This window comes from Cobetia sp. QF-1 (assembly GCF_002213105.1).
In the GTDB taxonomy this organism is placed as follows: domain Bacteria; phylum Pseudomonadota; class Gammaproteobacteria; order Pseudomonadales; family Halomonadaceae; genus Cobetia; species Cobetia crustatorum.
The window spans coordinates 47,404-67,886 of record NZ_NBVS01000011.1 but is presented as its reverse complement, the minus strand read 5'-3'; the positions used below and the strand labels follow the sequence as shown (position 1 = coordinate 67,886).

Genomic DNA, 20,483 nt, shown 5'->3' with positions numbered 1-20,483 from the left:
GATGATGTACGCTCGATCCAGGCAGAGATCACTCATGTACTCATCTTGCTGCTTGACGATTTGAACGTAATTCCCCCCACGCGCGACCGCCTTCTCCCTCAGTATAATGACAGCACCTTCATAATTCCCTTGAGACCCAAACAGGCCACACCCCCGTCCATGCCTAGCTGTTATCGGGCCTAGATTCCGGTATTTACCGCCAGGTGCGACATTCTGGATGTCAACCTCTAGCGTAGCCTGATGCAGGCCCGATGGCCCTGCAGTACAAGCAGAAAGCACCAGTGCAGAGACGGAAATCATTGCCATTCGTAACATAGAAATCACCTAATTAATGGCATATGATCCACATGTTAAATCAACACATCGTATAAATTCCTATAAACCTCCTATCTACTACCAGACGCAGAGTACAGCATTTTACTGACAATCCATACACACAATATTGGCCACTAACGTTAATCTTGAAATATCACGATGTAAATATCTCTTCATTACATAAATATTCTCATGAGTAATTCGAGATAATATAAACATTCATAAATGGTCTATTATTTACATCAAGCTGATTCATGTAACCTCTCAATATTAGCGACCAGATCCGTGAACCTTTCCCCCTGAATATGCACGTGGTCTTTCAGTGCCTGTTCAGCGGCCGCCGCATCGCCCGTTTCAATGGCGGCGACGATGGCTTCGTGCTCCACGAAGGAGCTGTGCATGCGGTGGCGCACGTGCAGCTGCAAGCGGCGATATGGCTTGAGGATCGCGTGCAGGCGCGTGGCTTCTTCCGTCAGAAAGGCGTTGTGGCTGGCACGGTAGAGGCAGTGATGAAAGCAGCCATTCTCGTAGTAGTAACCATTGGCGTCGTCGGCTTCCAGCCGCTCGCGGCAGGCGGCATGGGCGGTTTTCAGCTCGCTCAACTCTTGCGAGGTGATACGCCGCGCGGCAAGACGGCCACACATGGCCTCCAGTTCTGCCATGACTTCAAAGCGTTCGACCAGCTCTGAAATCCCCAATTGCGTGACGAAGGTGCCGCGCTTGGGCACGACCTTCACCATGCCGGAGGCCGCCAGCTGCTGGAGCGCCTCGCGAATCGGCGTGCGTGAACACTGGTACTCGCGGCCCAGCGCTTCGGGGTCAAGCTTGGTGCCTGGTGGAAAGCGCCCTTCGACGATGGCGTCTTCCAGCAGATCGCGCAGGCGTTGAGCATGAGACATCTTGATCATCAGCGGAGTCCTTTTACGGCGCCATACCTTCCGGCTATCCCTGTGACCAGCGCCCCTGGTCATCACGTCTGGCCATTCCGATGGCCGTCTTTCTCTATCTTGCCATCTCGCTATCGCATGACGTCTAGCTCATGACACCTGAACCGTGACATTTGAACCAGAACGTCTGGCCCATGACGACAAGGTAACTTTGGTCGTGTTCGGCAGCAACTGACTTGACAGTAACACACCAGACGCCTATCTGTTGTATACAACAAGACGGGACAAGATATATCAGCTCTCAGGTACAAGACTGCAAATGCCCCCTGAGACTCTGAATCCAATTCCGCCGCCAGTGCCGTGTGCTATTGATGGGTTAGCGGGTTCCATCTCGCTTCGTTGCTGCTCTAGCCATGTGCACCAAGAGGATACGCCGTGAACATCAATCTCAGTTTCCTGCAAGACCTGCTCACGCATGTCGGCAATCGCGCCCGTCATCAGGTGGGCCTGCCGCCGAGTCAGAATGGCAACGAGAATCGACTCGCACGCCTGACCGACAACTGCCATCGCCTGACCGAGAGCAGCGGTGAAGCCTCGCGCATCATGATTGCGCAACGCGCCCTCGAGGATTATCAGGCACTGGATGATGAGGAGCGTTACGCCTTCTTCCAGCTGCTGGCCGATGACTACGCCGCCAACCCGGAGGCCATTCACGCGGCCTATGCCGAGTACCGCGAGTCACCGGACAATGCCTGCCTCGAGACGTTATTCGCGGCCTGCGAACCCAAGCGACAGTCACTGCTTCGTCGCCTTAACCTGTGTCCGGGTGGCACCTATGAAATCGTGCGCATGCGGGCTGATCTGCTCAAGGTCATCAAGGCGCACCCCGAACTCAAACCGCTGGATGCTGATTTCGCGCACCTGTTCGGCTCCTGGTTCAATCGTGGCTTCCTGATGCTGGAAGCCATCGACTGGAACACGCCTGCTGCCGTGCTTGAAAAGATCATCCGCTACGAGGCCGTGCATGCCATTCAGGATTGGAGCGACCTGCGAGGACGCCTCGACCCGGAAGACCGCCGCTGCTACGCCTTCTTCCACCCGGCCATCGGCGATGAGCCGCTGATCTTCGTCGAGGTGGCGCTGTGCAAGGGCGTGCCCAACAACATCCAGCATCTGCTCGCCAATAGCGGTCAGACCACCGAGCGCGAAGCCGATACTGCCGTCTTCTATAGCATCAGCAACTGTCAGGCGGGCCTGAAGGGAATTTCCTTCGGCAACTTCCTGATCAAGCAGGTAGTGCAGGAGCTACAACGCGAGCTGCCCAATCTCAATCGTTTCGTCACTCTCTCGCCAGTGCCCGGCTTCAGCCAGTGGCTCAGTCAGGCGCGCGAGGAAGAGGGGCTATCTGTCTCGGATGCACTGGCCGAACAACTCGAGAGTGATGATTGGACTAGCGACGAGACTGCCCAGCAGAAGATCGCGCCGGAGCTACGCTCACTGGCCGCGCATTATCTGGTCAACATCAAACATCGCAGCGGTCAGCCGCTGAATCCGGTCGCGCGCTTCCACCTCGGCAACGGCGCCAGTCTGCATCGCATCAACTGGCCCGGCGACACCTCTGCCAATGGCTTGAAACAGGCGCATGGCCTGATGGTCAACTACCTCTACGAGCCTGATCGCATCGAGCAGAACCACGAAGCGTTCAGTCGTAATGACACCGTGGCGTGCAGCAACGAGGTCAAGAAAGAGGCCAAGCAAGGGGCGAGCAACGTCGAAAAAGACAAGCGAGCAGTGGAGAAAGATACCAAGCGTATCGCGAAGAAAGATGCCAAACCGAGTGCCCGCGAGTTGGAGGCTTCTGACGAAAGATCCGACGAACGCTCTCAGACCAGCTGATCAATAGACGACTAGTGATCGATCAAACGCCAACGGTTTACACCAATAACAACACGCCAATACCAGGAAGACGTCATGAACCAGAACCTTTATCAGCAGTTCGCCGTCAATTTCACGCAACGTGCCGATGCCCCCTTCATGAGCACGCCCGGCGCCCGCAGCTACACCTTTGATCAGGCACGTCAGGCAGCGGGTCGCATGGCGACGGTACTTCGTGAGTTGGGTGTCTCGCCGGGCGACCGCATCGCCGTTCAGGTCGATAAAAGCTGTGAAGCCGTACTGCTGTATCTGGCCAGTCTGCAGGTCGGCGCGGTCTACCTGCCGCTGAATACCGCCTACACCGGCGAAGAGATTCGCTACTTCCTGAGCGATGCCCAGCCGCATCTGTATGTCTGCCAGCCTGCCGTACTGGACACCGCCCGACAGCTTGCCAGCGAATGTGGCGTGGCCTGCGTCGAGAGCCTGGGTGATGCCAATGATGGCAGCCTGATGACGAAGGTGGCGACGGCCGAGATCAGCGCGGCTGTCGAACCTCGCAGTGGCGATGATCTCGCCGCCATCCTCTATACCTCCGGCACCACGGGACGCTCCAAGGGCGCGATGCTCAGCCATGACAACCTGGCCTCCAACTGCCTCGCACTGGCCAAGACCTGGCGCTTCACGAATGATGACCACCTGATCCACGCGCTGCCCCTCTTCCATACCCACGGCTTGTTTGTGGCCTGCAACATCGTGCTGACGGTCGGTGCCTCAATGACCTTCCTGCCCAAATTCGATGCTGATCAGATTCTTGACCTGATGCCTGACGCGACCGTACTGATGGGTGTGCCCACTTTCTATACGCGCCTGCTCGGCTCTGAACGCCTCAATCGCGAAACGACCGCCAACATGCGCCTGTTCGTCTCCGGTTCCGCACCGCTGCTCAGCGAGACACACAGCGAATTCAGTGCACGCACCGGCCATGCGATTCTCGAACGCTACGGGATGACCGAGACCAACATGAATACCTCCAATCCCTACGACGGCGAACGTCGCCCCGGCACGGTCGGCATGGCATTGCCGGGGACTGAAGTGCGCATCACGGACCGCGAAAGTGGCGCGACACTACCGCAGGGCGAGACAGGCTTGCTTGAGGTCAAGGGACCCAACGTCTTCGTTGGTTACTGGAACATGCCGGAAAAGACTGCCGAAGAATTCCGCAAAGACGGCTACTTCATCACCGGTGATCTTGCCCTGATCGATGCCGATGGCTACGTCAACATCGTGGGCCGCGACAAGGACTTGATCATCTCCGGTGGCTACAACATCTATCCGAAAGAAGTCGAGCTGCTGATCGATGACCTGCCTGGCGTCAATGAATCCGCCGTGTTCGGCATCGCACACCCTGATTTCGGTGAAGCTGTCTGCGCGGTGGTCGTGATGCAGCCAGGCCAGCAAGACAAGGCCAGTGAAGCCAGCATTCTGGCGGCCTTGCAGGACAATCTGGCGCGCTACAAGCAGCCCAAGCGCCTCTTCTTCATTGATAGCCTGCCACGCAACGTGATGGGCAAGGTACAGAAGAAACAGCTGCGCGATGACTACGCAGGCCTGTTCAGTCCCGAAAAATCCGTCAGCGCTTGAGGGCTGAGCTGGTCTGAGCAGAGTTGATCTGTACTGATCGATCCGACTTGACCCGATACGCATCACAGCGCCCACCGGCATGGCGAATTCGTCCACTTTGCCATGCCGGTGATGCCAGTCCACTGCCACATCTACCTGACTTCCAATTTACGTTTGATTCGCAACACTCAAAAAACGCCACATGTCCTACGCCGCATTCGGCTTACGCAACACCCACTAACGCCACACATAATCACAACAACAATGAAGGTATCCATGCCATGGTGATTTACGGAGTTGCCCTGCTCGCAGGGTGCATGATGGCCGGTCTCGTGATCGGTGACATGCTCGGAGAAATTCTCAATATCGATTCAAATCTCGGCGGTGTCGGCATCGCCATGCTGCTGCTTATCTTCATCACTGGCGTGCTGAAAGAGCGCGGCAAGATGGCCGACAGTACCTCCAGCGGCATCAACTTCTGGAATGCGATGTACATTCCGATAGTGGTCGCGATGGCCGCCAGCCAGAACGTGGCTGCTGCCTTCAGCGGTGGCATGGTCGCGTTGGTAGCGGGTGTGCTCGCCGTGGCACTTGGTCTCGCACTGGTCCCTATCCTGACGGGCAAGCGTCCTGAAACCGCGCTCGATGACGCGGCAGATGATGGCTATACGCCTACCAAGACCTCCGTCACGACCGGCGCGGCAGTATTGGACCGCAGCCGTCACGCGACACCGGCCACCAACACCACACCCACCCATCGCCAGTAAGGAGGCAGCATCATGATCGATTCCATCGTCCACCTGTTCGATAAATATCATCTGGTTGCCGCCTTCGCCGTCATCGGCCTGGCCATGTACGTGGCCTACTGGATCAGTAACAACCTGACGCGCGGCAAGCTGCACGGCTCGGCCATTGCCATCATCCTCGGCCTGATACTGGCCTATGTCGGTGGCATCAGCACTGGCGGCAGCAAGGGTCTCTCGGACGTCACGCTCTTCTCGGGTCTCGGCCTGATGGGCGGCGGCATGCTGCGTGATCTCGCGATCATTGCCACCGCCTACGGTGTCAACCTGAAAGAGATTCGCCAGACAGGTTTCAGAGGTGTCATCGCGCTGTTCGTCGGGGTACTGATCTCCTTCATCGCCGGTGCGGGTGTCGCCATCGCCTTTGGTTATACCGATCCTGTCGATATCACCACCATCGGTGCGGGCGCTGTCACCTACATCGTTGGCCCGGTCACCGGTGCCACGTTGGGCGCAAGCTCCGAAGTGGTCGCACTCTCCATCGCGGCAGGCCTGGTGAAGTCGATCCTGACCATGGTCGCCACGCCAATGACGGCGCGCCTGATCGGGCTCGACAATCCGCGCTCCGCGATGATCTTCGGCGGGTTGATCGGCACCACCAGTGGCGTGGCCGCTGGCCTTGCCGCTACCGACGCCCGCCTGGTGCCCTACGGCGCGATGACGGCCACCTTCTACACCGGCCTGGGCATCCTGCTCGCCCCGACAGTGTTGTTCCTCGCGGTACGTGCGGTGATGTAAGCGCTGCTCTGACACAAGCAGCCCTGAAGCAAAACGACGGCGGCATCAGCCAGGACGAAGAATGTCCCATGCTGATGCCGCCGTTTGCTTTCACTCTCTACTCCATTTCACTGCTTACGTTGTTCAGCTCATGCATCCGCGATCAGCGTGGCCTCAACAATCGCTCCATCACTGCCCGCGCGGCGGGCCACATCACGCTGCCGTGGTCTTCGCCCTCGAACAGCCGCCACTGGACGGCTGCCTGCGGACAGTGCTCGCGAAGATGGCGTGCATGCTCATGTGCGTTGTCGATCATCGCGCGCTGGACACGCAGCCTGTCACGCTCAGGGTCCTGTCGCCTGGGCTGCGGCGATTGCTCACGTCCGCCAGCGGCTATGTACACCGGGCCCGCCGCCTCGGAGCAGGCAAGACGCAGCGGCCAGCTGGCCTGGTCATTCTCCTGCAGCCACCACAGTGAAGGGCTGATCGCGAAGATGGCCCCGAAGGCCTCGGGTGCCTTCTGCTGGGCATGGAGCGCGAACAGGCCGCCGAGTGAGTGGCCGACCAGCGCAGGCCGCTCAAGATCGAGCGGATAGCGTGAGGCCAGTTCAGGCGGCAGAGCCTGGGTCAGATAGGCGAGGAAATCCTCGCCACCGCCGGTACCCTCTGGCGCCGTGCCGGTGGTGAGCGGTGGCGTAAAATCCTTGAAGCGTGCTGTTGAGATAAAGGCTCTGTCAGGGCCGCGACCGTCACTCCCCGCATAACCGACCGCGACGATGGCGAGGTCTGACGGCGCCTTGTCAAAGCCACGGCGTCCCAATATGTCGCGCGCTGCCGTGAACAGATCCAGGTGGCGATTGCCATCCAGTACCATCAGCACTGGGTAGCCTCCTTGCGGGGGGGCGACCTTGGGTAACGCTACCTGAATCAGATACTCCTGCCCCGTGGTGCTGGAATGCTGGGTGAAGGAGGTCGTGGTGCCTGGCAGCGCGTCATTGTCAGCAGCGTGAGTCATGGCAAAGGCCGGCAGACTGACAGCGCCGGATGTCAGCATGATGAGTCCCCATGCCTGTACTCTTGTGAAGAGACGTGTAAATGGCCGTGGGAATAACCGCGTGCGCACTCGCAATCCGATTCTCATGTTCAGAACTCATACTTCATGGTGGCAACGGCGCTGGCCGGACGTCCCACGAAGTTGAAGACACTGGCGGAACCGGCGCGCACATAATATTCACGATCGAACAGGTTGTAGACGTTGAGCTGGCCACTGAGTTTCGGCGTGAACTGATAGCCCAGCATGGCATCGAACACGGCATAGCCCGGTGCCTGGATGGTGCCCTGGGTGCTTTCGAAATCGCTCAGCGCCGTCATGCCGGCACCGACGGACACGCCATCCAGCAGGTTGCCCTCGAAGCGATACTGGGTCCACAGATTGACCATGTTGTTGGGCATCAGCATCAGCAGTGCATCGGAGCTGCCGGCCTCCAGCACCTCGGAGTCCATGTAGGTGTAGCCGAAGATGACATCCCATTGCGGCGTGATGTTGCCGGCCAGCTCAAGCTCCGCACCGGTGATGCGCATCTTGCCGGAATCCACCGAATAACTGACGCTACCGTCGGTCGAGGAGGCAGCGCGGTGGCTATCGGTCAGCTGGAAGCCACTGATACGCGCATTCAGTGCGCCATCCAGATAGCTGCCCTTGATCCCGATCTCGTATTGCTCGCCTTCGCGCGGATCGATCAGGTCCCCATCCTCGCCTTCGCGGGTCTGTGGCTCGAAGACTCTGGAGTAGCTGGCATAGAGAGAGTGGTCGGCGTCCAGGTCATAGACGAGTCCGCCGTAGGGCGTGACGGCGGTGTCCTGCATGTCGCTGCTGCCGCCATTGAGCTTGTCTTCGGTCTCGGCCGAGAACTGACTGACGCGCGCGCCCAGTATCACCGCCAGCGGTGCCACGGGACGCAGTGTCACCTTGCCGTACAGGCCCTGCTCTTCCAGGGTGGTCTCGGTGCGCGACAGGCTGTAGCCGCTCACGCCATCACGGGCATTGCCGAGTATGTCGACATAGGCCAGGCTGTTCAGCTCGCTGATGCTGGCGCTGGAGCCGGTCAGGTTGCTGGTGCGCGCCGCGGTGGTATCCGATTCCGATGTCTTGTAATCGACCCCGACCACGAATTCGTTCTGGTTACCGAAGGCATCGAAGCCCTGGGTGTAGCTGGCATCCACGGTCACCGAGGTCTCATCGGTGAAACCGGCATAGCCCGCGACACTGCTCAAGTCGCCGGTATCGCTCAGTGCCGAGCCGCTGTAGGCGTATTCGTAATCCGCATTGCGATCACTGTAACGCGCCGCCAGTCGGCCATAGCCGCGTGAGCTGAAGCGGTGGGTCAGCTCGGCGATCACATCGGTGGCATCACTCTCGAAGCTGTTCCAGTCTGCGCCGTAGAATGCCGAACGGCGGCCATAGCTGAAGTTGTTGTCACCATCGACCGGCTGACCCTGATTGACGGTGATGTCCTTGGTGTTGTGGATCACCCCCAGTGACAGCTCGGTATTCTCGTCGAGGTCGACATCCAGCGCGCCATAGAAATCATTCAGCGTGTTGTCGTTGTCATCCACCCATTGCGCCTGCTCGGTGGAGCGGGTCACCAGGCGTCCGCGGATACGGCCCTGCTCATCGATGGGCCCGGAGAGATCGACACTGACGCTTCGGTCTTCCAGCGTACCGACACTGCCGCTGATAGCGCCCTGAAAGGTATCGGTCGGGCGCTTGCGCACCAGATTGATGACGCCACCCAGCTCACTGGTGCTGTTGAACAGACCCGATGGCCCACGCATGACCTCGACCCGGTCGATGGCGGTCAAGGATGGCACCGAGCCCGTCAGACTCGACATCGGAGCGGACAGCCCATCGATGCTGTAGGCATCATATTCATAGCCACGCGCGAAGATCGACGAACGACCGCTGTCATTGTTCAGCACCCGCACACCCGGCGTACGTGCCGCCAGCTGATCCAGGGTGATGAAGTTCTGGTCCTCGATGGCGTCATGGGTCACCACGCTTACCGACTGCGGAATGTCGCGCAGCGAGGCCGGCACCTTCGAGCCCACCGTGGCAGCGTCAACGCTGTAGCCGCCGCTCTGCTCACTGGACGCCATGTCATACAGACGCAGGCCCGTCACCCGCTGGGTATCCAGCACCATCGTCGCGTCTTCCGCCTGTGCCGGCAGGCTGACCAGCACCACCCCCGCCCCGACCATCAAGCGACGCGTGCCTGCCCCGCACAGACCGCGTCCCCATACCGTCACCTTCTTCATCGTGTCCCCTTGGCTCACCTGGCTATTGCTACTAATGATAATTATTTGCATCTGTGTGACTGACGGGGCATTTTGGCACTCCATGACGACAAAAACCTTTGCGGGACCCTCCCTGATGTTTGCAGGTGCGACAAGATGAGCCTTACTCCCCCTCCCGGCCTCCCCAGCTCTCACACCTCGGCAGGCGCACGCCACCGGATCATCGAGCTCGATCACGTGCACCGCATGGCGCGGGCGCTGACCAGCGACCACCAATGCCAGCCCGCCGAGGGCCAGTCAGCCGATGGCGCGCTGATCGGCAACATGCAGCTGCAGGAAGTGCAGCCAGGCCTGTTCATGCGCCTCAACCGCATCCGCAAGCGGGCGGATCTGATGATTCGCTCCCGCATCGAGCCGTCCCTCAAGATCGCCGTGGTGTGGCGTGGGGAGCCAAAGGTCAGTTTCGGGCCACAGCACCATGCGCTGAAGCCGGGACGAGCGCTGTGCATCGCCCTCGATGAGCCCACCGAATTCCGGCTGCAAAGCCCCAAGGGGGCTTATGAGCACAGCGCCATCCTGACGCTGACGCCGGCGTGGCTGACGTGGCATCTGGGGGTTTCAAGCGCCAGCGAGGTGATGCCCGAGGCGCGGCATCTGGCGCATTACCATTGGCAGCCATCTGCGCGTCTGATCGAGCGCTTGGAGGAATTCAGTCGCCAACGGCCGGGAACGCTGGCGCTTAGACTCGGCATCGAGTCAGTGGCGCTTGAGGTGATCAGCGAGTGCCTGGCGGCCAGACCGCCCCAGGCGGATGACAGCGCACAGCGCAGCCTGCAGGACACGTCAGAGTGGCAGGCGAGGCTCGAGGACTGGATCTCCAGCGGGGAAGTGGCCTATCTGAGTCAGGCGGAGATCGCCGCCCGGCTGGGCATGAGCGTGCGCCAGTTGCAGCGCCGCTATCGCGACGCCTACGGCCAGACCATGTCGCGGGACCTGAGGCGGCGGCAGTTGCTCCGCGCGGCGCACCTGTTGCAGGACCGCAATGTCACGGTGGAGTCTGCCGCCGAGATGGCGGGGTATCGCAGCGCGGCCAATTTCGCCACCGCCTTTCGCCGCCAGTTCGGCGTGCCGCCCAGCCAGCGGCCTGTCGTGACGGTGTGAACGACGCATGGACCTGGAGATGCCCCGTTGCTAATGTTGAGCGGCATCACGGCCTGCGCCATGCCTGCCGGTTGCGGTAGCACCTGAACGGCACACGGCTCGAATCAAACCGCACCACACAACAAGATCTTCGCCACGCTCTCGCACAAGGACATTGCCATGTCAGTCGACAACATGAAGCTGGAATCGCTCGCCCTGCATCACGGTTATACCTCGGAAGCCACCACCAAGGCGGCGGCGGTGCCGATCTACCAGACCACCTCCTATACCTTCGATGACACCCAGCACGGCGCGGATCTGTTCGATCTCAAGGTGCCGGGCAATATCTACACCCGCATCATGAACCCGACCAATGACGTGCTGGAACAGCGCATGGCGGCGGTGGAAGGTGGCATCGCGGCATTGGCCGTGGCCTCTGGCATGGCAGCCATCACCTACGCCATTCAGGCATTGGCTCAGGTCGGCGACAACATCGTCAGTACCAGCCAGCTATATGGCGGCACCTACAACCTGTTCGCCCACAGCCTGCCGCGTCAGGGGGTCGAGGTGCGCATGGCGGCCTTTGATGACTTCGCCGCACTCGAAGCACTGATCGATGACAGGACCCGCGCCGTGTTCTGCGAGTCCATCGGCAACCCTGCCGGCAACATCGTCGATCTCGAGCGTCTGGCCGAGATCGCCCACAGGCATGGTGTGCCGCTGATCGTCGACAACACCGTCGCCACGCCAGTGCTGTGTCGTGCCTTCGATCACGGTGCCGACATCGTGATCCACTCGCTGACCAAGTACATCGGCGGCCACGGCACCACCGTGGGCGGCATCATCATCGACTCCGGCAAGTTCGACTGGGTCGCCCACAAGGAGCGCTTCCCGATCCTCAACGAGCCGGACCCCTCCTACCACGGCGTCGTCTACACCGAAGCCTTCGGCCCGGCCGCCTATATCGGTCGCTGTCGCGTGGTGCCGCTGCGCAATACCGGCGCCGCGCTCGCCCCGCACAGTGCCTTCCTGCTGCTGCAGGGACTGGAGACACTCGCCCTGCGCATGGAGCGCCACTGCAGCAATGCGCTCGCGCTGGCCGAATACCTTCAGCAGCATCCGAGCGTCAGCTGGGTCAACTACGGCGCACTGCCCAATAGCCCCTTCCATGCCACCTGCCAGAAGATTACCGGCGGCAAGGCTTCTGGCATCGTCAGCTTCGGCATCAAGGCCGCGGATGCTGAGGCAGGCAAGATCGCCGGCGGCAAGTTCATCGATGCGCTGCAGATGATTCTGCGCCTGGTCAATATCGGCGATGCCAAGTCGCTGGCCTGCCACCCGGCCTCCACCACCCACCGCCAGCTCAACGAGGAAGAACTCGCCATGGCCGGTGTCTCGGCGGACCTGATTCGCATCTCGGTGGGGATCGAGCATATCGACGACATCATCGCCGATGTCAGCCAGGCACTGGACAAGGCGGTGGCGTAAACCATTTCTTAGTCCATTGTTAAAATTAAAAATATTAATTTTAACAAGCAAGTCCCTAACATAAGCCACTAAGATATGATTGAGTATAATTGGGGGCTACATACTTAGAACATTTAATAAACCATGGACGAATCAAGGACAAATGGATACAGTATGATCAACAAAAAAATCATCAACAACAGTAATTTGAGCATATTCATAGCCGTTTGTGCTTTCGGGTTGTCTTTATGGCAAGGGTATCAACAACGAGTTCAGAACCACATTTCAGTAGAACCAAGAATAAACGCATATTTCAAGCATGACTCTAAAATAGACAAACACGGCATCTACATATTTAATAACGGTCTTGGCCCAGCTTTCATAAAATCTTTCGAAGTCACTTTAGCTGGAAAAAAACTTAAAAAAAGCGTGTACGGCGAGCTATATAGCGCAGCAATAAAATTAAATCTAGATCCAACATGCTTTGCTTATGGCTCACCGAGGAAAGGCGATTCTTTAGCATTGAATAAGGAAGAAACCCTAATGGAAGTCAGTAAAAATGCTAGTAAAAGCTGTGCGGATAGTATAGAGAGATTCAACAAAATCAGGAGTAAGCCCCTAAACTTCACCATTAAATTTGAATCAATTTACGGCGATAGGTTTGTTTACAAATATCTCGACAACAAACAATATGATGACTAGCAGCGTTTCTTCATACATTTACAGCACCTTAATAAAAGTACAGCAACCATCCAAATATGAGCAATAAGCGTCATAACTATATATCACAATAGCTAGAACACACCCCCTACCTTGACAAAGAGATTATTTAAATAATCTGATCAACCATATTTAGACAGGTGCTATTTAAAAACCATCTTATCGCAACCACCAAGTATTAAAATATTTAAAACATTAGGATTACATGACGCTAGACCTTAGCGGATGGCCTGCCCACAAACCTATACTGCAGCTAAGGTCTGCACCGCAACTTCTCTCTTCAACACCATTCGGGACGGCTCGGCTATATAAGCAAATCACTTTAGCTAGGCCTGTTACGCAATGCATGATGGCCGTATCGCCGGCGGCAAGTTCATCGATACGCTGCAGATGATTCTGCGCCTGGTGAATATCGGTGACGCCAAGTCGCTGGCCTGCCACCCGGCCTCCACCACCCACCGCCAGCTCAACGAGGAAGAACTCGCCATGGCCGGTGTCTCGGCGGACCTGATTCGCATCTCGGTGGGAATCGAGCATATCGACAACATCATCGCCGATGTCAGCCAGGCGCTGGACAAGGCCGCAGGGTAAGAGCTGATTGAAGAACATGAAAAGCCCATGAGGAGATTAGACCTCATGGGCTTTGGGCCAACAGAAACGGAAAATCGAAAATGGCTATGGCTATGGCTATGGCTATGGCTACGATTTCACATAGTAGAGATTCCAGAGATCCGTCTTGAAGTTTGAATCTTTATTATAATCCGATATATAATCTGCATCATTCCATTTCTTGAACGTGGCATCATCCAACTTTACCCAATCATGCTGAGACATGATACTCTTCATCATCGACTTGCATTTCTCAGCTCTTTCGTCATCAGTACCCAGCCTCTTCCCTCTCTCGATCTCAAAACGATCAGGATAAGACAGACTACTCCTATCGGGTTCAAAGTCATAACTTTTGTAAGTATAAAAAGGTCCCGCCTTTTCAACCAGACGATAGGGACATTCCGAATATTCAGACCGATCACCAATTTTCTTATATATCGTCACAAAGAATGGAGATATTGCCCTTTTGGCTTCATCTCGGGGTCCAAAGAATTTCATGCTTTCCAGAGGCGGCTGCGTATGTCTCTTGCTCATCCATCCATATCCTGTATATTCTGGAGTGTAGAATGCTCCATACGACACAAGCAAGATGATAGGAATCGGTAAAAGCCCGACCAGCATATTCGAAGTTGGTTTCATCTCATTGACGATGAATCCAGAAACAATGACAGCCAATGTAGTGGAATAAACGACAGGACTGATGATCTTGGCAGAAAAAGACCACCCAAATATATAAATCGACGCCGGTATCAAACTGTGATGCATAGCAAGCAGAATAGCAATATTGACACAAAATACCAACAGCACTATAGCAACATAAAAGTACCCGCGAGAAATCTTGTTGGTTTTTTCTAGCATTACACGCCTCATAATATCAGATATATCAACTAATTCTAATTTATTATTGTAAACTAGTCAATCTCATGCAACATTGGTGCAATTGATACACAAGGCCGCTTGGTGATTGATCCTTTGCATCACGTAGCTCCACTACTATCAATTCACTGAACGACAGCATTATATTTCACACAGCGTGCGCGTGATCATGGTGTAGGGATTGTCTTCCTCCTGATCGGCAGTCAAGATTTGCGTCGAGTGTATCCACTGATGATTAGTCGCCTGGCATCGCAACGGGGAACTCGGCAGTAAAGCAGACCTAGCCTCCTGTTCGGCACGCGATGTATGGCAGAGCATCGATGGTGAACATCTCTGCCAGAGTGGCACTGATCAGCAATAGCTTGACCTTCTTTCCGGCGCCATGAGCAGCATATTCACGATCTTCTTCTCACTCTCCGCTCCTTACGCTCCACGCCTCGCCGGCTGCCCTGATCACGAGGGTTTCTACGAGCACCTCTCCCAGCCTTGCCAGTGTCGGACATTTCAACACGACAAGATAACGGTATATAAAAGAACTGGACTGTCAGATGGGCGGGACATCCAGACCCAGCATAAATCTGGTTAATACCAAGAATAAGAATTCGCAACTACCGAAATACACGAGCAGAACACACTCTTGGATCAAGGCGTACACAGAGACGCCTGTCATGACCATAACAACTCCAAGAGGTGTCCCGATGAAATCCGTCCTGTTGAAGCCTGCTCTACTGACCGCTGCCATCGCGGCTGCCACCGCCCTGCCACTGAGCGCCGCTCAGGCTCAGGATATCAAGCTGGGTCATGTTCTTGCCCCGACGCACAGCTGGAACATCGCTGCCAAAGGCTTCGCCAAGGATGTGGCTGAGGCGACCGACGGTCGCGTCAATTTCCAGGTCTTCCCCAGTGGTCAGCTTGGCAACGAGAAGACAGTCGTTGAAGGCATGCAGATCGGCAGCGTACCGGCTGGCGTGATCGGCTGTGGTTCCTTCCAGCCGCTGGATGCCCGCTTCGGTATCGTCGAACTGCCCTACTCCTGGCCGGACCGCGAGCACGCCTATGCCGCCTACGATGGCAAGCTGGGCGACGCGCTCGAGGCACTAGCCGACGAGCACAACATGAAGATTCTGTCGTGGTGGGAAAACGGTTTCCGTCACGTCACCAACAACCGTGGCCCGATCACCTCGCCTGAAGATCTCGCTGGCCTCAAGATTCGCGTCACGCCAGACAAGATGCGTCTGGACACTTTCACCGCACTGGGTGCCAGTCCTGCACCGCTGTCCTTCGGTGAACTCTACTCCGCGTTGCAGCAGGGCGTGTTCGATGCCCAGGAAAACCCGCTGGCCATCATCTATTCCTCCTCGTTCAGCGAAGTGCAGGACTACGTCTCCCTCACCGGCCACGTCTGGGCACCGGCATGTCTGACCATGTCCAACTTCAGCTGGAATCAGCTCTCCACTGACGATCAAACAGCCGTACAGCAGAGCGCCGATGTGTGGCGTGACAAGCAGCGCGCCATGACTCAGCTTGACGACGCCGAGCTGGTCGCCAAGCTGGAAGCGGCGGGCATGAAGGTCAATGAGGTTGATACCGCGCCGTTCAATGCGCAGGTGCAGGGTGTGTGGGCAGAGTATGCCGACGTCTTCGGGCCTGAGCTGATGGGCCTGGTCGAGCAGTACCGCAAGGGCGAGTAAGCATGGCTTTCCTCTCTCCTTCCGCCAAGCCCTCAGCCATGTCTGCTGCGCGCGTCTTGATCATCACCCTGTCACGCTGGGTCTGCCAGGGCTGTCTCGCCCTGGCGGCCAGCGGCGTGGCGCTGCTCTCGGCACTGGTGATCTGGACGGTATTCATGCGCTGGGTGATGGGTCAGCCACCGCACTGGGCAGAAGAATTGCCGCAATTGGTGCTGGTGTGGACCACCCTGCTGGCCGCCGTCTCTTGCACGCGCAACCGCACTCATCTGAGTGCGGGTCTACTGCCGCTGCTGGTGCGTTCACTCAAGGTGCAACGTATCACTGGCCGCATCACCAATGCGCTGATCTTGATCATGTTGCTGATGCTGGCCAAGGCCGGATATGACCTGTCCGTGATCACCATGCGTCAGACCACCACTGCGCTGCAGATTCCGGCCGGCATCGTCTACCTGTCCGTGCCGCTGTGCTGCGCCGCGATGGCCCTGATCCAGCTTGAGCATCTATTGAGCCCTTCGGCCATCGGAGCCGATGTTCACGAGACGGATGCCACTGCGCCTGACAACGCTTCATCTCGCCAAGGAGATGCCTCATGACACTCGGCGCCCTGGCTCTGCTCGGCGTATTCGCGCTGGGCATCCTGATCGACATTCCCATTGCCTTCGCATTGTTGATGTCGGCACTCGTCTACCTGCTGGCCTTCGGTGCGGCACCGATGATGGTGTCGGCGCAGCAATTCGTGGCGGGCATGGAAAGCTTCACGCTGCTGGCGATTCCGCTGTTCGTGCTCGCCGCACAATTGATGAACCGTGCCGGACTGACCGAGCGTCTGGTCAAGCTGTGCATGGCGATGGTTGGCAACATTCGCGGCGGTCTGGCCGTGGTCGCGGTACTGGCCTGCATGATGTTCGGTGCGCTGTCCGGTTCCGGTGTCGCGGACGTGATCGCCATCGGCAGCATGTTGCTACCGACCATGGCGCGCAACGGCTATGACAAGGGCTTCAGTAGTGCGCTGGTCGGGACTGCCAGCTCCATCGGCACCGTCATTCCGCCCAGCATCGTGATGATCGTCTACGGCACCACCTCCAACACCTCGGTCGGTCAGTTATTCATGGGCGGTATCGTGCCGGGCCTGATGCTGACAGCGGCGCTGGTGGGCGTGGCGCTTTACACCTCACGCAAGCATGGTTGGTCCGGGGGTGTCGCTGAACGCAAGCCCGGCGAACGTCGCCGCGCCTTCATCAGTGCGCTACCAGCCTTGATGGTGCCAGTGATGATCATCGGCGGCATTCGCTTCGGGGTGTTCACGCCCACCGAAGCCGCGGCCTCCGCGATTCTCTACGCCATCATCATCGGTACCTGCGTGTATCGCAGCCTCACCTGGCGCGGAATGCTGGATAGCGTCAAGGCGACCGCCGAGACCACCGGCGCCATCCTGTTGATCATCGGCGCCGCCGGCATGTTCGCCTGGGGACTGACCTACGAGCAGGTGCCGCAGGCCATCGCCCAACTGATTGGTGACTTCACCGATAGCCGAATCAGCGTATTGCTGCTGCTGACCGCCGTACTGCTGGTGCTGGGTTCCTTCATGGAAAGCGTGGCGATCATCATCATCGTGACACCGATCGTGATGCCGCTGCTGGCCCAGTACGGCATCAGCCCGGTGCACTTCGGGGTGCTGCTGACCGTCAACCTGGCCATCGGTGCCAATACGCCTCCGCTGGGCATTGACCTGATGGCGGCCTGTCGTATCGCCGGCATCAACGTCAGTGACTCGCTGCGCCCATTGGGACTGATGCTGGGCGCGATGATTTGCGTGCTGATGTTGATCACCTTCATTCCGGAACTCGTGCTGTTCCTGCCCAACCTGATGGAGGGCTAAGTGATGACGACTTCTGTTGACCAGACCCTGCCACAGCGCTGGTTGTTCGTGCCAGGTGACGATGCCGTACGGCTGGACGCCACATTGGAAAGCGGTGCCGACGCCATCGTGGTGGATCTCGAGGAATTCACCGCCCCCGAAGGCCGTGCACTGGCGATCAGTCGTTTCGCCGAGTTCGCCAGACGTGCCCGTCGCCTGCATCTGTGGCCGGCGGTACGCCTCAACCTGCTGGAGCAAGGCGGGCGCGAAGAACTGGCTGCCCTGATCACGAATGCGATGGGCGATATCACTGCCTGTCCTGCCGCCGTCTTTCTCCCGGCGGTCGAGTGCCGCGAGCATCTGGTCACGCTGGATCACGCACTCGCAGAGCAGGAACGCCTGCATCAGCTACCGACAGGCAGCCTGAAAGGCATCGCCACGCTCGAGAGCCAGGCAGGCCTGATGGCGGTTGATGAGCTGCTCGCACCGGCGACCGATACGCCACGCCTGCTGGGTGCGCTGATTGGCACCGGTGATCTGGCGCTTGATCTTGGTCTATCGCCCACCCAGGACCCGACATTGATCACCGAGACTCTCAAGCCGTGGCGCGTGCGACTGGCGACCGCCTGCCGGACACATCAGCGGCTGGCCATCGACGGGCCATGGCGCTGGAAGAATGGCCTGGGCACTGATCAACACTGGGCCAATCAGCAGGGCTTCAAGGCACGCTGCGTGATTCACCCCGAACAACTGGAAGCGCTGAGCGACCTGATGCCGCTGGCGATGCCACTTCTCGAGCCGACGTCTCGAACCCACTTCTGATCTCCTCAACAATAACGAGAGCACCTCCATGACTCAGGCCACCGCTGCTTCTGACACCACCGGCTTCTCCACTGCCTCTGAATACCCGCTGCGCAATGGCGGACAGATCCTCGTCGATCAGATTCGTCTGCACGGCACCAAGCGTGTCTTCCTGGTGCCCGGCGAAAGCTACCTGCCGTGCATCGATGCGCTGAATGAACACAAGGGCGCCATCGAGCCCATCGTCTGCCGTCAGGAAAGTGGCGCGGGTTACATGGCCGAAGCCTACGGCAAGCTGACCAACGAGCCGGGCGTCTGCTTCGTCACGCGTGGCCCGGGCGCCACCAACGCCTCCATCGCCGTGCATACCGCCTATCAGGACTCCACGCCGATGATTCTGTTCATCGGTCAGGTCGGGGGCGACTTCATCGAGCGCGAAGCCTTCCAGGAAATCGATTACCGCCGCATGTTCGGCGAGATGACCAAGTGGGTCGCGCAGATCGACGACACCTCACGCATTCCGGAATACATCGCTCGCGCCTATCAGGTCGCGCGCAGTGGGCGGCCGGGGCCTGTCGTGCTGGCGCTGCCGGAAGATACCCTGTGGGGCGAGGCGCAGGTCGCGGACGTCAAGCCGCATCCGCGCCTGATGACTTACCCGGGACAGCCGCAGCTGGATGAACTCAAGCGCCTGCTGGCCAGTGCCGAGCGCCCCTTCCTGCTGGTCGGTGGCAGTGGCTGGACCCGTGATGCTCAGGTCGCGCTGGAAGGCTTCGCCGAGCGCTTCGACATCCCCACCGGCGTCGCCTGGCGGCGCCTGGAATGCGTCGATGCCGAACTGCCGCAGTACGCCGGTCACGTCGGCATGGGCATGCACGCTGAACTGCGTCAGCAGCTGGTCGAGAGTGACCTGGTCATCGCAGTCGGCACGCGCATCGGCGAAGCCACCAGCGAAGGCTACAGCTGGATTCAGTCACCGGTGCCGACACAGAAGCTGGTGCACGTCTACGCCGACCCCGAAGAGCTGGGCCGTGTCTATCAGCCGACACTGGCCATCAACACCGATGTAAACGGCTTCGCGCTGGCGCTCTCCACGCTGTCACCGGACAGCGCACCGCGCTGGTCTGACATCACTCGCGCTGCCCGCACCGCCTATCTGGCCACGCTGGAAGAGCAACCGTCGCCGGGCCCGCTGAGTCTGGACAAGGTCAGCCTGACGGTTGATCGCATCCTCGACGGCAAGGGCTGCATCACCGTCGGCGCGGGCAACTATGCACTGTACGCCCACCGCTATGTACGCTTCCGCGGGCTGGGTAGCTCGCTGGCCCCGACCGTCGGTTCGATGGGCTACGGCCTGCCAGCGGCCATCTCCAGCAAGCTCGAGTTCCCGGAGCGCCCCGCCGTCTGCTACGCCGGTGATGGCTGCTTCCAGATGAACATGCAGGAGTTGGGAGTGGCACTGCAGTATCGCGTCGGCATCGTGGTACTGGTGTTCAACAACGGCATGTGGGGCACCATCCGCGCCCACCAGGAGAACGACTTCCCGGGCCGTGAGATCGCGCTGACCTTCACCAATCCTGACTTCGCGGCGTTGGTGACGGCCTATGGCGGTCTCGGTCAGGTGGTGGAGAAGGACGAAGACTTCGAGGCAAGCTTCACGCGCGCGCTGGAATTCGCTGATCGCGAGCGCCTGCCGGCCCTGATCGAGCTGCGCTATGACCCGGACGGCATCGCCCCCGGCAAGCTGCTGAGCGGCATTCGCGAAGATGCCCTGGCCCGCAACGCGACCACCGCACAGGCAGGAGTCTGA

16 protein-coding genes and 1 pseudogene are annotated in these 20,483 nt (G+C 58.6%); 13 read left to right on the top strand and 4 right to left on the bottom strand.

Going from position 1 to position 20,483, the window contains the following annotated elements; translation table 11 throughout:
- Window positions 1-557 precede the first annotated feature (557 nt).
- A complete protein-coding gene (locus tag CFN46_RS15765; protein WP_024953419.1) occupies window positions 558-1,223 on the bottom strand; it encodes a GntR family transcriptional regulator in 666 nt (221 codons plus the stop codon).
- Window positions 1,224-1,637: 414 nt separating this feature from the next.
- On the opposite strand from CFN46_RS15765, the gene CFN46_RS15760 reads away from it, so the two are divergent.
- The 4 genes from CFN46_RS15760 to madM all read left to right on the top strand — a co-directional run bounded on the left by CFN46_RS15760 (window position 1,638) and on the right by madM (window position 6,238).
- Entirely contained in the window at window positions 1,638-3,098 is a 1,461-nt protein-coding gene (locus tag CFN46_RS15760) for a malonyl-CoA decarboxylase (protein ID WP_254918521.1), read from the top strand.
- Between the two features lie 75 nt (window positions 3,099-3,173).
- Window positions 3,174-4,718, top strand: coding sequence for a malonyl-CoA synthase (locus tag CFN46_RS15755; protein ID WP_088744114.1), 1,545 nt, complete (start codon window positions 3,174-3,176; stop codon window positions 4,716-4,718).
- A gap of 260 nt (window positions 4,719-4,978) precedes the next feature.
- Entirely contained in the window at window positions 4,979-5,464 is a 486-nt protein-coding gene (gene madL / locus CFN46_RS15750; RefSeq protein ID WP_088744113.1) for a malonate transporter subunit MadL, read from the top strand.
- Window positions 5,465-5,476: 12 nt separating this feature from the next.
- Window positions 5,477-6,238, top strand: a complete 762-nt coding sequence (gene madM, locus CFN46_RS15745) for a malonate transporter subunit MadM (RefSeq protein ID WP_024953415.1) — start codon at window positions 5,477-5,479, stop codon at window positions 6,236-6,238.
- A gap of 142 nt (window positions 6,239-6,380) precedes the next feature.
- Here madM and CFN46_RS15740 read toward each other — a convergent pair whose 3' ends face one another.
- Both CFN46_RS15740 and CFN46_RS15735 read right to left on the bottom strand, forming a co-directional pair.
- Window positions 6,381-7,271 carry an alpha/beta hydrolase gene (locus CFN46_RS15740; protein ID WP_176426507.1) on the bottom strand — a complete coding sequence of 297 codons (891 nt, stop codon included), beginning with the start codon at window positions 7,269-7,271 and terminating at the stop codon, window positions 6,381-6,383.
- Between the two features lie 89 nt (window positions 7,272-7,360).
- Window positions 7,361-9,532: a TonB-dependent siderophore receptor gene (locus CFN46_RS15735; RefSeq protein ID WP_254918520.1), complete on the bottom strand. Its 2,172-nt coding sequence runs from the start codon at window positions 9,530-9,532 to the stop codon at window positions 7,361-7,363.
- Window positions 9,533-9,667: 135 nt separating this feature from the next.
- On the opposite strand from CFN46_RS15735, the gene CFN46_RS15730 reads away from it, so the two are divergent.
- The 4 genes and pseudogenes from CFN46_RS15730 to CFN46_RS15715 all read left to right on the top strand — a co-directional run.
- A complete protein-coding gene (locus CFN46_RS15730) occupies window positions 9,668-10,672 on the top strand; it encodes an AraC family transcriptional regulator (RefSeq protein ID WP_088744111.1) in 1,005 nt (334 codons plus the stop codon).
- 174 nt (window positions 10,673-10,846) lie between these two features.
- Window positions 10,847-12,139 carry an O-acetylhomoserine aminocarboxypropyltransferase/cysteine synthase family protein gene (locus CFN46_RS15725; protein WP_088744145.1) on the top strand — a complete coding sequence of 431 codons (1,293 nt, stop codon included), beginning with the start codon at window positions 10,847-10,849 and terminating at the stop codon, window positions 12,137-12,139.
- Window positions 12,140-12,292: 153 nt separating this feature from the next.
- Window positions 12,293-12,820 (top strand): hypothetical protein, encoded by a 528-nt coding sequence (locus CFN46_RS15720; RefSeq protein WP_088744110.1) that lies wholly within the window; start codon window positions 12,293-12,295, stop codon window positions 12,818-12,820.
- Between the two features lie 369 nt (window positions 12,821-13,189).
- Window positions 13,190-13,429: pseudogene (locus CFN46_RS15715) on the top strand (PLP-dependent transferase); the annotation flags it as partial.
- A gap of 108 nt (window positions 13,430-13,537) precedes the next feature.
- Here the strand turns inward: CFN46_RS15715 and CFN46_RS15710 are convergent.
- Complete coding sequence (locus tag CFN46_RS15710) at window positions 13,538-14,305, bottom strand: hypothetical protein (protein WP_088744109.1); 768 nt, start codon at window positions 14,303-14,305, stop codon at window positions 13,538-13,540.
- 716 nt (window positions 14,306-15,021) lie between these two features.
- On the opposite strand from CFN46_RS15710, the gene CFN46_RS15705 reads away from it, so the two are divergent.
- The 5 genes from CFN46_RS15705 to CFN46_RS15685 are packed head-to-tail and all read left to right on the top strand — an operon-like array spanning window position 15,022 to window position 20,483.
- The gene (locus CFN46_RS15705; protein ID WP_088744108.1) at window positions 15,022-16,014 is read left to right on the top strand and encodes a DctP family TRAP transporter solute-binding subunit; all 993 of its coding nucleotides are present in this window, start codon (window positions 15,022-15,024) and stop codon (window positions 16,012-16,014) included.
- Between the two features lie 2 nt (window positions 16,015-16,016).
- Complete coding sequence (locus tag CFN46_RS15700) at window positions 16,017-16,607, top strand: TRAP transporter small permease (protein ID WP_254918519.1); 591 nt, start codon at window positions 16,017-16,019, stop codon at window positions 16,605-16,607.
- On the top strand, window positions 16,604-17,893 hold the full coding sequence (locus CFN46_RS15695) for a TRAP transporter large permease (protein ID WP_024953016.1): 1,290 nt from the start codon (window positions 16,604-16,606) through the stop codon (window positions 17,891-17,893). The genes CFN46_RS15700 and CFN46_RS15695 overlap by 4 nt, the downstream gene beginning before the upstream one ends.
- Before the next feature lie 3 nt (window positions 17,894-17,896).
- Entirely contained in the window at window positions 17,897-18,694 is a 798-nt protein-coding gene (locus CFN46_RS15690) for an aldolase/citrate lyase family protein (protein WP_141103676.1), read from the top strand.
- 28 nt (window positions 18,695-18,722) lie between these two features.
- Entirely contained in the window at window positions 18,723-20,483 is a 1,761-nt protein-coding gene (locus CFN46_RS15685; protein ID WP_088744106.1) for a thiamine pyrophosphate-binding protein, read from the top strand.

Excerpts from the sequence above, each read along its gene's own strand:
- CFN46_RS15765 (WP_024953419.1), bottom strand. The coding sequence starts at position 1,223 with ATGATCAAGATGTCTCATGCTCAACGCCTGCGCGATCTGCTGGAAGAC.
- CFN46_RS15755 (WP_088744114.1), top strand. The coding sequence starts at position 3,174 with ATGAACCAGAACCTTTATCAGCAGTTCGCCGTCAATTTCACGCAACGT.
- madL (WP_088744113.1), top strand. The coding sequence starts at position 4,979 with ATGGTGATTTACGGAGTTGCCCTGCTCGCAGGGTGCATGATGGCCGGT.
- madM (WP_024953415.1), top strand. The coding sequence starts at position 5,477 with ATGATCGATTCCATCGTCCACCTGTTCGATAAATATCATCTGGTTGCC.
- CFN46_RS15740 (WP_176426507.1), bottom strand. The coding sequence starts at position 7,271 with ATGCTGACATCCGGCGCTGTCAGTCTGCCGGCCTTTGCCATGACTCAC.
- CFN46_RS15735 (WP_254918520.1), bottom strand. The coding sequence starts at position 9,532 with ATGAAGAAGGTGACGGTATGGGGACGCGGTCTGTGCGGGGCAGGCACG.
- CFN46_RS15730 (WP_088744111.1), top strand. The coding sequence starts at position 9,668 with ATGAGCCTTACTCCCCCTCCCGGCCTCCCCAGCTCTCACACCTCGGCA.
- CFN46_RS15725 (WP_088744145.1), top strand. The coding sequence starts at position 10,847 with ATGAAGCTGGAATCGCTCGCCCTGCATCACGGTTATACCTCGGAAGCC.
- CFN46_RS15720 (WP_088744110.1), top strand. The coding sequence starts at position 12,293 with ATGATCAACAAAAAAATCATCAACAACAGTAATTTGAGCATATTCATA.
- CFN46_RS15710 (WP_088744109.1), bottom strand. The coding sequence starts at position 14,305 with ATGCTAGAAAAAACCAACAAGATTTCTCGCGGGTACTTTTATGTTGCT.
- CFN46_RS15705 (WP_088744108.1), top strand. The coding sequence starts at position 15,022 with ATGAAATCCGTCCTGTTGAAGCCTGCTCTACTGACCGCTGCCATCGCG.
- CFN46_RS15700 (WP_254918519.1), top strand. The coding sequence starts at position 16,017 with ATGGCTTTCCTCTCTCCTTCCGCCAAGCCCTCAGCCATGTCTGCTGCG.
- CFN46_RS15695 (WP_024953016.1), top strand. The coding sequence starts at position 16,604 with ATGACACTCGGCGCCCTGGCTCTGCTCGGCGTATTCGCGCTGGGCATC.
- CFN46_RS15690 (WP_141103676.1), top strand. The coding sequence starts at position 17,897 with ATGACGACTTCTGTTGACCAGACCCTGCCACAGCGCTGGTTGTTCGTG.
- CFN46_RS15685 (WP_088744106.1), top strand. The coding sequence starts at position 18,723 with ATGACTCAGGCCACCGCTGCTTCTGACACCACCGGCTTCTCCACTGCC.